This is a genomic window from Pseudomonas sp. CMR5c, from assembly GCF_003850545.1.
GTDB lineage: Bacteria > Pseudomonadota > Gammaproteobacteria > Pseudomonadales > Pseudomonadaceae > Aquipseudomonas > Aquipseudomonas piscis.
Window position 1 is genome coordinate 3,773,091 of record NZ_CP027705.1, and the last position, 14,696, is coordinate 3,787,786.

At 67.4% G+C, this 14,696-nt stretch carries 14 protein-coding genes and 1 pseudogene; 7 read left to right on the plus strand and 8 right to left on the minus strand.

The window, feature by feature from the left end:
* Positions 1 to 69: 69 nt before the first annotated feature.
* The 4 genes and pseudogenes from C4K40_RS17300 (at position 70) to C4K40_RS17315 (ending at position 6,678) form a co-directional block, all read left to right on the plus strand.
* A complete protein-coding gene (locus C4K40_RS17300) occupies positions 70 to 447 on the plus strand; it encodes a peptidoglycan-binding protein (protein WP_053130545.1) in 378 nt (125 codons plus the stop codon).
* A 76-nt stretch (positions 448 to 523) separates the two neighbouring features.
* On the plus strand, positions 524 to 2,215 hold the full coding sequence (locus C4K40_RS17305; RefSeq protein ID WP_053130548.1) for a penicillin-binding protein 2: 1,692 nt from the start codon (positions 524 to 526) through the stop codon (positions 2,213 to 2,215).
* Between the two features lie 157 nt (positions 2,216 to 2,372).
* A pseudogene (gene mrdA / locus C4K40_RS17310) lies at positions 2,373 to 4,294 on the plus strand (penicillin-binding protein 2).
* A 41-nt stretch (positions 4,295 to 4,335) separates the two neighbouring features.
* A complete protein-coding gene (locus C4K40_RS17315; protein ID WP_053130551.1) occupies positions 4,336 to 6,678 on the plus strand; it encodes a penicillin-binding protein 1A in 2,343 nt (780 codons plus the stop codon).
* Between the two features lie 11 nt (positions 6,679 to 6,689).
* Here the strand turns inward: C4K40_RS17315 and C4K40_RS17320 are convergent, their stop codons facing one another.
* From C4K40_RS17320 to C4K40_RS17330, 3 genes are all read right to left on the minus strand, one after another.
* The gene (locus C4K40_RS17320) at positions 6,690 to 7,196 is read right to left on the minus strand and encodes a GNAT family N-acetyltransferase (RefSeq protein ID WP_053130555.1); all 507 of its coding nucleotides are present in this window, start codon (positions 7,194 to 7,196) and stop codon (positions 6,690 to 6,692) included.
* Between the two features lie 33 nt (positions 7,197 to 7,229).
* A complete protein-coding gene (locus C4K40_RS17325; protein WP_022639878.1) occupies positions 7,230 to 7,802 on the minus strand; it encodes an HD domain-containing protein in 573 nt (190 codons plus the stop codon).
* A 92-nt stretch (positions 7,803 to 7,894) separates the two neighbouring features.
* Complete coding sequence (locus C4K40_RS17330; RefSeq protein ID WP_053130558.1) at positions 7,895 to 8,452, minus strand: helix-turn-helix transcriptional regulator; 558 nt, start codon at positions 8,450 to 8,452, stop codon at positions 7,895 to 7,897.
* A gap of 171 nt (positions 8,453 to 8,623) precedes the next feature.
* Here C4K40_RS17330 and C4K40_RS17335 point away from each other — a divergent pair, with 171 nt between their 5' ends.
* On the plus strand, positions 8,624 to 8,953 hold the full coding sequence (locus C4K40_RS17335; RefSeq protein ID WP_022639876.1) for a low molecular weight protein tyrosine phosphatase family protein: 330 nt from the start codon (positions 8,624 to 8,626) through the stop codon (positions 8,951 to 8,953).
* 120 nt (positions 8,954 to 9,073) lie between these two features.
* Here the strand turns inward: C4K40_RS17335 and C4K40_RS17340 are convergent, their stop codons facing one another.
* Positions 9,074 to 10,252, minus strand: a complete 1,179-nt coding sequence (locus C4K40_RS17340) for a PrpF domain-containing protein (RefSeq protein WP_053130566.1) — start codon at positions 10,250 to 10,252, stop codon at positions 9,074 to 9,076.
* A 401-nt stretch (positions 10,253 to 10,653) separates the two neighbouring features.
* Between C4K40_RS17340 and C4K40_RS17345 the strand changes: the two genes are divergently transcribed.
* On the plus strand, positions 10,654 to 11,232 hold the full coding sequence (locus C4K40_RS17345) for an AidA/PixA family protein (protein ID WP_256223936.1): 579 nt from the start codon (positions 10,654 to 10,656) through the stop codon (positions 11,230 to 11,232).
* 46 nt (positions 11,233 to 11,278) lie between these two features.
* Here C4K40_RS17345 and C4K40_RS17350 read toward each other — a convergent pair whose 3' ends face one another.
* From C4K40_RS17350 to C4K40_RS17365, 4 genes are all read right to left on the minus strand, one after another.
* Complete coding sequence (locus C4K40_RS17350) at positions 11,279 to 11,899, minus strand: LysE family translocator (RefSeq protein WP_053130571.1); 621 nt, start codon at positions 11,897 to 11,899, stop codon at positions 11,279 to 11,281.
* Positions 11,900 to 11,982: 83 nt separating this feature from the next.
* The gene (locus tag C4K40_RS17355; RefSeq protein WP_053130574.1) at positions 11,983 to 12,882 is read right to left on the minus strand and encodes an alpha/beta fold hydrolase; all 900 of its coding nucleotides are present in this window, start codon (positions 12,880 to 12,882) and stop codon (positions 11,983 to 11,985) included.
* Positions 12,882 to 13,526 (minus strand): DUF2239 family protein, encoded by a 645-nt coding sequence (locus C4K40_RS17360; protein ID WP_053130576.1) that lies wholly within the window; start codon positions 13,524 to 13,526, stop codon positions 12,882 to 12,884. Before C4K40_RS17360 ends, C4K40_RS17355 begins: the two co-directional genes overlap by 1 nt.
* 107 nt (positions 13,527 to 13,633) lie before the next feature.
* Positions 13,634 to 13,852 (minus strand): DUF3079 domain-containing protein, encoded by a 219-nt coding sequence (locus C4K40_RS17365; protein WP_022644042.1) that lies wholly within the window; start codon positions 13,850 to 13,852, stop codon positions 13,634 to 13,636.
* A 374-nt stretch (positions 13,853 to 14,226) separates the two neighbouring features.
* Here C4K40_RS17365 and C4K40_RS17370 point away from each other — a divergent pair, with 374 nt between their 5' ends.
* Complete coding sequence (locus C4K40_RS17370) at positions 14,227 to 14,628, plus strand: hypothetical protein (RefSeq protein ID WP_022644041.1); 402 nt, start codon at positions 14,227 to 14,229, stop codon at positions 14,626 to 14,628.
* The last annotated feature ends 68 nt before the right edge of the window (positions 14,629 to 14,696 follow it).

The following is a 14,696-nucleotide window of genomic DNA, read 5'->3' on the forward strand; positions in this document are numbered from 1 at the left end:
ATCCGCAGCAAGTGCAACCCGGGCCCGATGGGCATCAGGAAAGGCACGACGGATACCAGGGGACTAGACATGAAACAGCATGCCAAGCACGGCGCAGCCCTGGCGGCCTTGGCCCTGCTGCTGGCGGTGCCTGCCGGGGCGTTCGCGGCAGCGCTGGCGAGCCAGGAGCCGGACACGGTTGCCGCCGGCCCCTGCTCAGCGCCCGAGCCACACTGCATGCAGGAGGCCCCAGGCTCGGCATCCGGCCAGCAGGTCATCAGCCAGTTGCAACGGGCGCTGGCCGCACGGGACTACTACCAGGGCCTGGTCGATGGCGTGGCGGGTGAACAGACCGCCCAGGCGATCTTCCTGTTCCAGATGGACTGCGAGTTGCCGCTGACCGGCAGCCTCAATGCCCGGATCCTCAAGTTGCTGCACATCCCCAGCCCTGCCTGGTTAACCGAATGACGCCACGGCTGGACCCGCCGTGTACGACCTCTTCAAGCCATCGACTGCCCGCCGCGGGCCTGCAAAGCACTGCCCCATGACTCCAGCATCAACCATCCGCCAGCCCTGGCGCTTCAGCCTGGCCGTGGCCATCGTCGCCGGCATGGCCCTGGCGATCTGCGCGCGGATCATCCAGCTGCAAGTGACCGACAAGGCCTTCCTGATCAAGCAGGGCGATGCCCGCAGCCTGCGGCACCTCGGCCTGCCCGCGTACCGGGGGCTGATCACCGACCGCAACGGCCAGCCGCTGTCGGTGAGCACCCCGGTCACCACCCTGTGGGCCAACCCCCGGCAGTTGCTCGAACAACGCCCGCATTGGCCGGCCCTGGCCCAGGCCCTGGAAATCCCGCCAGCCCGCCTGGAGGCCTTGCTGCTGGGCAATCGCCACAAGGCGTTTCTCTACCTGCATCGGCGCCTGGCACCGCAAGTCGCCGAACGCATGCTGCAGCAAGTGCAAGCGCTCGAGATCGACGGCGTGCACGCCGTGCAAGAGTCGCGACGCTTCTACCCGGCCGGGGCGACGGCGGCCCATGCGGTGGGTTTCACCGATATCGACAACCGCGGCAGCGAGGGCATCGAGCTCGCCTATGACCCACTGCTGCGCGGGCACGATGGCTTGCAACGGGTGCTGAAGGATCGGCGTGGGCAGTTGATCCAGGACCTGGGCGTGTCCCGCCCGGCCCGACCCGGCCAGCACCTGGCGCTGTCCCTGGACCTGCGCTTGCAGTACGTCGCCCATCGCGAGCTGCACCAAGGCATCGAGGACAACGGTGCCGATGCCGGCAGCGTGGTGATCCTCGACGTCAAGACCGGGGAGATCCTCGCCCTGGCCAACCAGCCCAGCTACAACCCCAACAACCGCGCGCAGCTGAGCCCGGCAATGATGCGCAACCGCGCCGTGGTGGACGTATTCGAGCCAGCCTCGACCATCAAGCCGTTCTCGGTGGCGGCGGCCCTGGAAAGCGGGCGCTGGAAACCCGGCGACAGCGTGCTCGTCGACACCGGCACCCTGAAGGTCGGCCGCTACACCATCCGCGATGCCTCCAGGACCGCCGGCCAGACCCTGGACCTGACCGGCATCCTGGTGCGTTCGAGCAACGTGGCGATCAGCAAGGTGGCCTTCGACATCGGCGCGCCACGCATCCATGACCTGCTGCAACGGGTGGGCCTGGGCCAGGCAACGGGCCTTGAATTTCCCGGCGAACGGCTCGGCGTGCTGCCCAACCGGGCAACCTGGCGCCCGAGCGAAACCGCTACCCTCGCCTACGGCTACGGCCTCTCGGTCAGCGCGGTGCAACTGGCCAGGGCCTACGCCACCCTGGCCAACGGTGGCGTCCGCCTGCCCTTGTCGCTGCTGCGGCTATCGGCGCCGCCCAAGGGCGTGCAGGCCATGGCGCCGCAGGTGGCCAACCGCGTGCGGGACATGCTGGTGCAGGTGGTCGAGGGGCCACGGGGCATCTACCGGGCGCGGGTCGCGGGTTACCAGGTGGGCGGCAAGAGCGGCACGGCGCGCAAGACCGGTGCCGGAGTCCAGGGCTACCTGGCGCACTCCTACCGGGCGGTGTTCGCCGGTTTCGCCCCGGCTGCCGCGCCGCGCTACGTGATCGTGGTGGTGGTGGACAACCCGCGCCAGCACGGCTTCTTCGGCGGCCTGGTAGCGGCGCCTTTGTTCAGCCGGATCATGGCCGAGACCCTGCGCCTGAACCAGGTCGCCCCGGACCCGGGCTGAAGCCAGCCCATGTCCATGCTCGTGCGCATCCGTCCACCAACACGGCCCGCCGCGCTCCGACCCACGATCGTGGTTGCCCCCGGCGACCACCGCCAATGTTCCCCATGCTGGCCGGCCATCCACCTGGCCGGTCACTGCCCAGCCCCAAGAGTCTTCAATGCCAGAGCACACCCCCTTCCACGATCAGGCCGGCAACCAGCGGATCGTCAACCGCCGCATCATCGCCAGCGCCGTGCTGGTGATCGTCCTAACCTGCGCGCTGGTGGGCCGGCTGTATGTCCTGCAGGTGACGCAACACGACTACCAGGTGGCGGTGTCCGAGAAGAACCGCATCCACCTGCGCCCGATCCCGCCGCCCCGGGGCCTGGTGTATGACCGCAACAAGGTGCTGCTGGCGGGCAACGTGCCGACCTTCAACCTGTTCCTCACCCGCGAGCGGGCCGGCGACGTAGCAACGGTCATCGCCCGCCTGAGCCGGATCCTCGGCCTGGACGCCGGGCAACAGGCGCGGATCGCCAAGCTGCTGCAACGCCGTGGGCGGGCCTTCGAGCCGCTGATGCTGCTGCCGGACCTGAGCGAGCGGCAAATCGCCCTGATCGCGGTGAACCAGTTCCACCTGCCGGGGCTGGACGTCCAGGCGCAATTCTCGCGGGTCTATCCCTTGGGGGAACATTTCGCCCACTCGGTGGGTTATGTCGGGCGGATCAACGAACAGGAATACTCGCGTCTCGACCCGGCCAAGTACCTGCGCAGCCAGTTGATCGGCAAGACCGGCATCGAGCGTTTCTATGAAGAGGCGCTGCATGGCCGCATGGGTTACGAAGAGGTGGAGACCAACGCCCAGGGCCGGGTCATGCGGGTGCTGCGCCGCCAGCCGCCGGTGCCCGGCCAGGACATCGTGCTGAGCCTGGACGTGCGCTTGCAGGGCGCCGCCGAAGCGGCCCTTGGCGAGCGCCGGGGCGCGGTGGTGGCCCTGGACCCGGACACCGGCCAGGTGCTGGCCATGGTCAGCCGCCCGAGCTTCGACCCCAACCCCTTCGTCAAGGGCATCGGTGCCGGGGCCTATGCCGCCCTGCGCGACTCCGCCGACATGCCGCTGTTCAACCGGGTGCTGCGCGGGCTCTACCCGCCCGGCTCGACCATCAAGCCCATGGTGGTGGTCGCGGGGCTCGACAGCGGCGTGACCACCCCGAGCCAGCGGGTGTTCGATCGCGGCTACTACGAACTGCCCAACTACCGGCACAAGTACCGCAACTGGAATCGCGGCGGCGATGGCTGGGTGGACATGTACGACGCGATCATGCGGTCCAATGACACCTACTTCTACGACCTGGCGCACAAGCTGGGCATCCGCCGGCTGCACGACTACCTCAGCGAGTTCGGCCTGGGGCAGCGGGTGTCCATCGACATGTTCGAGGAGTCGCCCGGGCTGATGCCATCCCTGAGTGGAAACGCGCGACCCACCGCCAGGACTGGTACCCCGGGGAGACCCTGATCCTGGGGATCGGCCAGGGCTACATGCAGGTCACCCCGCTGCAACTGGCCCAGGCCACCAGCCTGATCGCCAGTCGAGGTATCTGGCACCGGCCGCACCTGGCGCTGTCGGTCGGCGGCCAGGCCCTGGTCGACCCACAGCCGCTGCCGGACATCCGCCTCAAGGACCCGCAGACCTGGGACCAGGTGATCCAGGGCATGCAGATGGTCATGCACCACCCGCGCGGGGTCGGGCGCCGGGCGGCCCGTGGCGCGCAGTACCGGATCGCCGGCAAGAGCGGCACCGCCCAGGTGGTGGCGATCAAGCAGGGCGAACGCTACAACCGCGCCAAGACCCATGAACGCCACCGCGACAACGCCTTGTTCGTCGGCTTCGCCCCGGCCCAGCGCCCGGCCATCGTGGTCGCCGTGATGATCGAGAACGGCGAGGCCGGCGCCCGGGTGGCAGGTCCGGTGGTGCGCCAGGTGATGGACGCCTGGCTCTTGGATGACAGCGGCCGGCTCAAGGCCGAGTACGCCGTGCCGGCCGCCGGGGAGCAGGCGGCGCTCGGCGAACCACGGCGCGCCGCCAGTGCAACCCTTTGAGGCCCATGCCGGGCCCATCGCCAACCGCAGTCGAGGAACCTTTGATGCGACTACTGAAGAACCTGGGCTGGTGTGCCCTGGCCATCGCCAGCCTGCTGGTGCTCGGCGCCAGCGGCACCTACCTGTACCTGCAACCGCAACTGCCCGATGTGGCGACGCTCAAGGACGTGCAGTTGCAAGAGCCGCTGCAGATCCTCAGCCACGAGGGCAAGCTGATTGCCGAATTCGGCGAGATCCGCCGGATTCCCATCGCCAACGCCGATATTCCCGATGACTTCCTCGCGGCCTTCATGGCCGCCGAGGATGGCAACTTCCGCCAGCACGCCGGCGTCGATCCCTCGGGGTTGTTGCGCGCGGCCCTGGAGCTGGCCAGGAGCGGGCATGTGCGTTCCGGGGGCAGCACCATCACCATGCAGGTGGCGAAGAACTTCTTCCTCAGCCAGGAGCGGACCTTCTCGCGCAAGCTGACCGAGATCCTGCTGGCCTTGCAGATCGAACGCAGCCTGTCCAAGGACGAGATCTTCAACCTGTACGTCAACAAGATCTACCTGGGCAAGCGCGCCTACGGCATCGCCGCTGCCGCGCAGGTCTACTACGGCAAGCCGGTGGCGCAACTGACCCTGGCCCAGACGGCGATGATCGCCGGCCTGCCCAAGGCGCCGTCGCGCTTCAACCCGATCAACAACCCGACCCGGGCCAAGCAGCGCCGGGACTGGATCCTGGGGCGCATGCACGAGCTGGGCAGCATCGATGCCGCGCGCTACCAGGCAGCCCTGGCCGAGCCGCTCACGGCCCGCTACCACGCACCGGAACCCGAGGTGGACGCGCCCTACGTGGCGGAGATGGCCCGGGCGCAGATGGTCGAGCGTTTCGGCGAACAGGCCTACACCCGTGGGCTGCAGGTGGTGACGACGGTCACCGCGCCATTGCAGGCGGCGGCCAACAGCGCGCTGCAAAAGGGCTTGAAGGTGTATGACCGGCGCCACGGCTATCGCGGCCCCGAAGCCCAGCTGCGTGGCACGCCGCGGCCGGACTGGCCACAAGCGCTGCAGGCCTACCCGACCCTGGGCGGCCTGAAGGCGGTGGCGGTGACCCAGGTCCTGGACCAGAGCCTGGTGATCGTCGATGGCAGTGGCCGGGAACACGCCGTGCCCTGGTCGACCATGGCCTGGGCCCGGCCCTTCATCAGCCACAACGCATTGGGCCGCGCCCCGGCGCGACCGGCCGACCTGATCAAGGTGGGCGATGTGATCCGCGTCGAACAACAAGATGCACAGCCACTGGCCTTCAGCCAGGTGCCCAAGGCCCAGGGTGCGCTGGTGTCGGTGGCAGCGGAAGATGGCGCGATCCGCGCGCTGGTGGGCGGCTTCGACTTCCAGCAGAGCCACTTCAACCGGGTGCTGCAAGCCAAGCGCCAGCCGGGTTCGAGCTTCAAGCCCTTCATCTACGCCGCAGCGCTGGACAACGGTTTTACCCCGGCGAGCATCGTCAACGACGCGCCCATCGTGCTGGGCAGCGACTACGCCGGCCCGGCCTGGCGCCCACGCAACGAGAACCGCACCTTCCTCGGCCCGATCCGCTTGCGCGAGGCGCTGTATCGCTCGCGGAACATGATCGCGATCCGCCTGGTGCAGGCCATGGGCATCGACCCGACCCTCGACTACATCCGGCGCTTCGGGTTCGCCGCCGACGATCTGCCGCGCAACCTGTCCCTGGCCCTGGGCACGGCCTCGGTGACGCCCATGGAGGTGGTCGCGGCCTGGAGCGTGTTCGCCAACGGCGGCTACCGGGTCACGCCCTACCTCATCGAGCGCATCGAGGACCGCAACGGCCAGCTGCTCTTCGCCGCCAACCCGAGCTGCGCCCCCAGCCCGCGCAATCCGGCGCCAGCCGCCGTGGCCGAACAGGTGGTGGACGGCCGCACCACCTACCTGCTGACCAGCATGCTCCAGGACGTGATCAAGCGCGGCACCGGGCGCGCTGCCGCTGCCATGGGGCGACCGGACATCGCCGGCAAGACCGGCACCACCAACGACGCCAAGGACTCCTGGTTCACCGGCTACAACGGCGACTACGTGACCAGTGTCTGGGCCGGTTTCGACCAGCCGCAAAGCCTGGGCCGCCGGGAATGGGGGGTGACCATCGCCCTGCCGATCTGGATGGACTACATGGGCCAGGCGCTGGCGGGCAAAGCCCCCTACTCGCAGCCCGAACCGCCGGGCATCGTCACCCGGCGCATCCACCTGGGAGATGGCACGGCCGCGCCCGCGGACGCCGCGCACACGGCCATGGAGCTGTTCAAGAGCGAGAACGCACCGACGCTGGAGAGTACCGCGCCCGCCTCGAACCCGGCCGTGGAGCGCACCTTGCAGGAGCTGTTCTGAACCCCGCGCCCCTAGCCCTGGGCCTCGAAACCCGGATGAAAGCGCACCTCACCCTCCGGGCAGCGGCCCTGGAACGCCAGCGCCTGGAAGTACTCAGGGGGCACCCCGGGCAATACCGGTCCTTGCCCGGCCTTGAAGCCGAAACGCGCGTAGTAGGCCGGGTCGCCCAGCACCACGCAGCCGGCGGCGCCCTGCTCCTGCAACTGCGCCAGCAACTGGCGGATCAAGCGTGAGCCGATCCCCTGGCCCTGGCGCTCCGGCACTACCGAGACCGGCGCCAGGCCGAACCAGCCGGGCTCGCCACCGCTGAAGACCACCGGGGAGATCGATCCATGGCCGAGCAGTGCAGCGCCCTCCTCGGCCACCAGGGACAGGGTCAGCGCTCCGGCACTGCGCAGGGCGTTGACGATGTACTGCTCGGTATGGCTGGAGTGAGGCGCATCGCGAAAGGCTTCGCGGGTCAGCTGTTCGATGGCCGGGATATCGCCGGGACGTTCAGCGCGCAGGATCGGGTTCATGGGCTGCGGATACTCTCTGCAAGGGACCGGCGCTCAGCCGGCCGCGTCGATGTGGCGCCGCGTGTCGTGGTCGATCTGCTCGCGCAAGGCTCGGAACAGCGGCGTGGCGCTAGTGTAGCGGCGGCCGTAGTCGAGGTTGAAGCGGTAATCGAAATCCGCTGGGTTGCGCCCCTGATTGTGCTGCACCAGGGTCTCCAGTTTGTCCAGGGCCTTGACCGCCCGGGCCTCGGCCGAACTGGCATTCTCGTATTCGTCCCACAAGGCCAGCAGGCGCTGGCGGGCCGGGGCATCGAGGCAACTGGCGAGGGTCTGCAGGTCTTCGCGCTCCTGCTGGCCCTTGTCCGGGTGGGCCGCCTGCTGCACCGCCGGGATGTCGCCATGGATGGCTTCGCCCAGGTCGTGGACGATGCACAGCTTGAGCACTTGCAAAAGGTCCAGCTCGCCCAGCTGGTCTTCCAGCAGCAAGGCCATCAGGCACAGGCGCCAGCTGTGCTCGGCGGTGCTTTCCTGGCGACCGCTGGAGGTGTGGGCACTGCGCAGTACGTCCTTGAGGCGCTCCGCCTGGCGCAGGAATTCGAGGCGACCGCCGAGGAGTTGATCGTTCATGGCTAAACCTGGATGAAATGACAGCCCAGCCTAACCACGATGTGTGTAACCGACCACGGATAAAATATCCGTGGCGCCGGAGCAGGCTGGAGTCAGAGGGTTTCCACCAGCCGCACCGCGTTGCCGTCGGACAGGTTCAGGCGGGTCCAGCGGCACTGGCTGGCCGCGATGGGCACGATGGCCGAATCGTTGTGGCCACTGAAGAACTCCAGCGCCGGGGGCGCCAGCACTTCACGCCAGCCAAGATCGTCGAGGGCCCTCTCCTTGCGCACGATTTCCTCGGTGCAAAAGCCCCACAAGGATTGCCCCAGCAACTCGCTCAAGGGCACCCCGAACTCCCCGGCGCGAGTGGCCGAGCAGGCCAGCAGGCGGTGGGTCAGGTCGCAGACCAGGTGCACCGCCCGCGGGCTGTCGTTCACCAACCGGGCCAGGGCCTGGTCGGCGGCGGCGCTGAGGTTGGCCGCCAGCAGTTGCTCGAGCTTGGCGCGCTCGCTGGGCTCCATGGCTTGCTGGCCGTTTTCCCAGCGGGAAATGCTCGACTGCGCCACCCCGAACAGCTCGGCGGCGTGCTGTTGCTTGACCCGGTGCAGCAGGCGCCAGCGGCGCAGGGCCAGGCCCAGGTGCGGGGAAGTGAACAAGGATGCGGACATGAAAGCGACAGGTCCCGGCTGGAAAGACGCGACAGTTTGCCCGGGGCCGCAGCCTGCCAGCAAATCGGCCTGACCGAGCGCACCAGCGCTGGACAAGCGGGCCGAAGCCGCGAAAACTCTCGGCCCTCGCCCGCCATCACGGCGGCACCATCAGCCAGGGAACCCGGCAGAATGCTCAATGTGTTGTTCGTCTGCAGCCAGAACAAGCTGCGCAGCCCCACCGCCGAACAGGTATTCGCCGATTGGCCGGGGATCGTCACCGCGTCCGCCGGGCTCAACCACGATGCCCAGGTGCCCCTGGGCCCGGAGCTGGTGCAATGGGCCGGGCTGATCCTGGTGATGGAAACCCGGCACCGGGAAAAACTGCGCAAGCGCTTCAAGCAGCACCTGCACAAGCAACAGGTGGTGTGCCTGAACATTCCCGATGACTACGAGTTCATGGACCCGCAACTGATCCAGCTGCTGCAACAGCGAGTGCCACCCTTCCTGCCCGAGTCCTGACGGCCGCTGCGCGCCCGTGCGCAGCCTGCGGCAGCGGCTACACCAAACCTGTAGCCGCTGCTGAGCCCGCGAAGCTGCGACAAGGCCCGCAGGGCCTTCAGCGATCGACCGTATAACCCACTACAGAAGCGCCTGGGCCAGTTCCGGGGAGGCGTTGTACAGCGGGGTACGGCCTTGCAGCAGGATCTGTGCGCTGCGCCGGTAGGCAGCGCCATCGATCGACAGCTCGCCGCCATGCACGCGGGCGCTGATCAGGGTCTCGAGGATGCCGGCGGGGTTTTCGATGGCCAGCGGATACTCGCTTCGGGTCGCGCTCAATTGCCGGGGCTGGGCCAGCAGTTGCTGGGCCACGGTGCCCTCGGCCAGGCAGGCCGCCGCCAGGCAACAGCCACCGGATACCGCCAGGGACGGATGGGCGTTCTGCGGGGTGAAGTAGCGGGTGGCGATATCACCGCCTTCGCGGGCCGGGCTGACGATGCAGATCTTGGGAATGGTTTCGCTGCGCCGCAGTTCCTCGGCCGTCAGCAAGCCACCGTCGCGCCGGCGCAGGCCCATGCGCAGGCCGCCCTCGACCATCAGCCCCAGCAGGCGCTCCTTGAACAGCGGGTCGGCGTCCAGCTGCGCCGGGGTTTCCTGCCCGCTCTTGCCCAGGTCCGTGGCCCGCACAATGACCATGGGCACCGCCACATCGATGCAGGTGGCCGGGACGCCGTGGAGCAGGTCGACGCGCTGCCCGGTGGGAAACAGCGCCCCGGTCTTGGCGCCTACCGGGTCATCGAGGAATAGATCGACCCCGGGGAACTGGCCATTGACCCCGGGGATCCGCGTGTCGCTGAGCAAGCGGCCGGCGTGGAAGCCCAGGCGCGCGCGCAGGGTGGTCTGGGTGTTGCTGTTGTAGATCTCGATCTGCCCATCATCGACTTCCGGCGACAGCCAGCCGCGCTGCCAGGCGTACAGCGGCAGGGCTGCCGACATGTTGCCGCAGTTGACGCTCCAGTCGATGGCGCTCTTGCCCGCCGCCAACTGCGCCAGGGTGCTGATCATCCGCGTCTGGCCGGGGCGACGCTCGACGATAAACACCTTGTTGCTGGTGGGGCCACCCCGGCCCAGACCGGTGATCTGGCTATTGCCCGGCCACTCGCCAGCCAGGGGTACGCCCATCAGGTGGCGCAGCAGCTCCTCCACCAGGGCCTCGTCCTCGGGCAAGTCTTCCCGGGCCAGGATCAGCCCGGTGGAGGTACCGCCACGGGCGTGGCACACGGGAAATTCGGGGATGGGCATGACAGAGGAATCGGGCATGGCGGGCGCCTCCGGGCTGGGCGAGAGGGAAAGGCCGCCGACCCGGGCTCGGGGTCGACGACAGCGCATGATAAACCGCCGACGCGCGGCTGTGCGCGATGCTGGATCCAGCACAGGACCCGCTCCGTGACGAGGCACTGCAGGCTGGCGAAGTGATACCGCTCGTCCAGCATCGCCGTTTTTCCCGCCCGCTGATTTGACTCTGGATACCGGCGATCTAGATTCCACTCGCGACTTCATGGAAGTGCATCCAGCCCGCTGTCGGCATACCGGGCCAGAGACCCGATGCTCGGTGGTCGCACCCCGGAAAGGTGATTACCCATGCGCCTGGACAACCGGGCGTCCAATCTGCTAGCAGGGAGCTGGATATGAACCACGAAAACGAAAAAGTCGTGGACATCATGATCGTCATCGATGTCCTCACCATCTTGCAGTGCAACGATCAGGGCGTATTCAAAAATGGCCTGAGCCCACACCCCGACCGACCGACTCAGCTATACAATTTTTACATGCCCAATTCGTCTACGCGGGTTTCCGACCAGGTCGTCTGCATGTACACCACCCGCAACTACGTCAGCGGCGGCAGCAACAGTGAAGGCACCGCCGAGCTCTCGGTGGACCTGAACCAGGATGATTACGTCCACTGGCGCACCACCACCCTGACCAAGGACATGAAGTACTCGGCAATCCTCTACCAATACACCCAGACCTATCCCGATCCCACCACGGACAGCAATGTCTACCTGGATCAAATAACCGCCAATGTCTCGCCGAACACCCCGATGCCCATCATCAACAACAGCAACCCTCCGAGCAGCTACTGCGAGCAGCCGTTCCCGCAGAAGATCACGGCCTACTACTGGAGCGCCCGTGCCGCCAGGGCCTGCAGCAACCTGAGGTACAACTGGTCGTTCATGATCGTGGGCGACGACAGTATCCTCGGCTATTGCGCCTGGGACCCTTACTTCGTCATCAGCTAGCTCTCTAGGCTCCTGCCTCTCTCTGGGTCTGGGAGAGGGGCTGGCCTCAGGCTCGCCGCGCCAGCAGCAACAATGACGCCGCCCCCGAAAGCAAGACCGCGCAACCACGGTTGAACACGCGGCGCCCGGCGGGTTGGCCGAACCAGCGGCGCATGTGCAGGCCCATGCCGGCATAGGCGGCGATGGCCACGCACTCCAGCACCAGGAACAAGCCCCCAAGCATTAGGAACTGCCCGGCCACCGGCGCTTTGGGATCGACGAACTGCGGCAGGAATGCGCTGAAGACCAGGATCGCCTTGGGATTGCCGATGGCGATCAAAAACTCCTGTCGTGCCAGGGCCAACAGTCCGCCTGCAGCGTCCCGGCCTTCTACCGCGACGCGGGTATCGGCCGTCCACAGCCGATATGCCAGGTACAGCAGGTAGCCAGCGCCAAGAATCTTGATCCCATGGAACAGCAGCTCCGAGGCCTGCAGCACCGCCGCCAGCCCCACCGAGGCCAGGCCGATCATCAGCATGAAAGCCAGCAAGCGCCCCACCCCGGCCAGGCACGAAACCCGAAAACCAAAGGTGGTGGCGTTCTTAACCGAAAGCAGGTTGTTGGGGCCGGGCGCCATGTTCAGCGCAAAACAGGCAGGCAGGAACAAAACCAGGGTGGTGAGGTTCATTGGTGGTGCACCTTGTGCTGGGCTTGGGGACGGGCCAGCCGCGAATATAAAAGAGCGCCAAGGCGCCACACAACCTGCCATCCCTAGCGCTGGCGCGCCGTACGCTCGATGGCCGCCAGCACCTGGGGCTGACAGGCCGGTGGCAGGTCATGGCCCATGCCGGGAATCAGCAACCACTCGGCACCGGGGATCGAACGCGCGGTGTCCTCGCCACAGGCTGCGGGCACCAGCGGGTCGTCGCTGCCATGGACCACCAGGGTCGGCGCCTGGATGCTGGCCAGCCGAGCCCGGCGATCCCCGGCACAGGCCAGGGCCGCCAGCTGGCGCATGAAACCTGCGGGGTTCCAGCCCCGGCGCAGTTCCTCCAGCACCAGCTCGCGCTGGGCCGCTTCGTCGAATGCCCGGGCACTGCCGGCGATGCAGCGGGCCAGGGCCAGGCGCTGGGCAACATGGCCCTCCAGGTCGAGCGCCGGGTCTGCCGCCGGTGCCGTCAGCAAGGCCATGACCTGCGGTGCGGGCGGCGGCAAGGCCGGGTTGCCGCTGCTGGCCATGATCGAAGTCAACGAACGCACCCGCTGCGGATACTCGCAGGCCAGGACCTGGGCGATCACTCCGCCCATGGAACGCCCCACCACATGGGCTCGCTCGATGCCCAGGTGATCCAGCAGCCCCAGGGCATCGGCGGCCATGTCTTGCAGGCTGTAGGGCAGCGCCGGCGGCCGACCGGCCAGCAGTGCCGCAAGATCCGGAACATCGGCCTCGACCAGGTGCGTCGAAGCGCCAACATCGCGATTGTCGAAGCGAATCACCCGGAACCCACGGGCAGCCAAGGCCCGGCAAAAGTCCGAGGTCCAGCGCACCATCTGGGTACCCAGGCCGGCGATCAGCAGGATCGCCTCGGCGGTCTCGTCGCCATGACTGTCCCAGGCCAGTTCGATGCCATTGACCGATGCGCGCTGCAGGCCGGCACCCGGCCGGGCCATCACTGCCCTGCCCCAGCGAACCGGGCCCCAGTGGCCAGGCGCAGGGCATGTTCGCGGATGTCTTCGGGCCAACCTTGCAGTTGCTGGCCCAGGCCCTCGAGATCACCGGCGAACAATGCGCGGGTGGCTTCTTCGTAGCCGGGCAAATCCCCGGCCAGCGCCAGCATGAACTGATAGGCAGCCTCTTGCGCCATGCGTCGTTGCTGCGCCGCATCGGGATTGCGCCGGGCCTCGTCCACCAGCCGCCGCAGCACCGCCGAGGCACCACCGGGCTGGCTGGCCAGCCAGTCCCACTGGCGTGGCAGCAAGGTCACCTCGCGGGCGATCACCCCCAGCTTGGGCCGCCCACGGCCACGGGGCGAATCGGCCGCAACCTCCACCTCGGTCTCGGCAGCCGCGGCCGAACGGTAACGCCCGCGACCCGGCGCAGGGGCCTGCGCCAGGCGTTGCGTCAATTCGGCCTCGCTGCCCCGCAGATCGAGGTCGACGACCCGCCCCGTAGCATCGTCGAATACCAGCAGGCTGGCGCAAGCCGGATCCCGGGACGCGTCGCGCACCGCCAGGGCCACTTCCAGCAACGGGCCACGGGCCAGCAAGCGCTGGGCCTGGAAGGCGGTGACAGGTTTGGTGAGGATGTCGGACATGGCAACGGTCTCATGAAGATGAAGCCGAATAATACCCGGGTAATAAAAACTCAATCAATATACCCGGGTAAAAAATATTCGATCCGCCGTCTCCGGCCCTTTCCGGTTCAGTGGGTATCGCGCTCCGGCGGGGCTGGTTCGGCGCTGGCCGGGATGTCGAAACCCCAGTCGCCATGCAGATACCAGTCTTCACCGAGCATTTCGGAAGGATGCATGGTGCGATCCGAGCCGTTGCCACACGACAAGGCATTGGCGGCGCAGTAACGGTCGCAGCCCCAGCAGATGCGCTCGGGATGCTTGGGGGAAAGGGGAAAGGGCTTGGCCATGGGAACTCCCGATGCCGGGGGAAAGGAGCTTCACGTTAAAACGTCCCATGCGCCGCGACCTTGATCCCGATCAAGCCCGGCCCGCCAGCGTGGCGAGGCCGGAAAGACTGTCGGGGTTTCCCGGGGCACAGCGGCCCTGGCACTGGGCATATCGGCAGAACCGGTCCGCGAACTAGTCCATCTGTACTAATGACGAGCCGTTTTCGGCGTCGCTATAGTCCTGCCCACACCCCTTCCTTGTGTTCCACCTCCCTCTCACCGCAGCCCTGCGGTGCGAGGGTTCCCTCCCCCCTTTTCCAAGACTGCCGAGCCGTTGCCGGCCCGGTGCAGATTTAGCTGCGAAAGCCGGAACGCCGCCGCTATGATGGATCCCCATGAATCCAAGCCCTGCGATCCGCCAACCCTGCCCGCCCGGTGCCTGCGTCTGCCAACGCGAGCAGTTGCTGGACACTCCCGGAGCCGACCTGCGCATCCTCAATCTCACGCGCCAGGAAGAAAAACGCCTGGTGCAGCGCCTGGAGAATCTCAAGGACCTGGCCGACCTGGAGCACATGCAACGCCGGATGTACCAGCAACTGGGAATCCGCCTGGAAATCACCCCCAGCGACAATGAAGTGCGCAGCATGCGCGGCATCGCCATCGTCCTGGTCGAGCATCCCGGACTGTGCCGCAAGACCCGGCAGAACATACCCGCCGCAATTCGCCGGGCCATGGAGATCCGTCCGGAAATCGCCTACCGCCTGCTCGACTCCCAGGACCTGCTGCGCGACGCCTGAAACGCCCGGTGCTTGCAGCCACAACGCCAAGGCTTGAGAATCGCCGCTGTTTTTCCCTGGAATGCCCA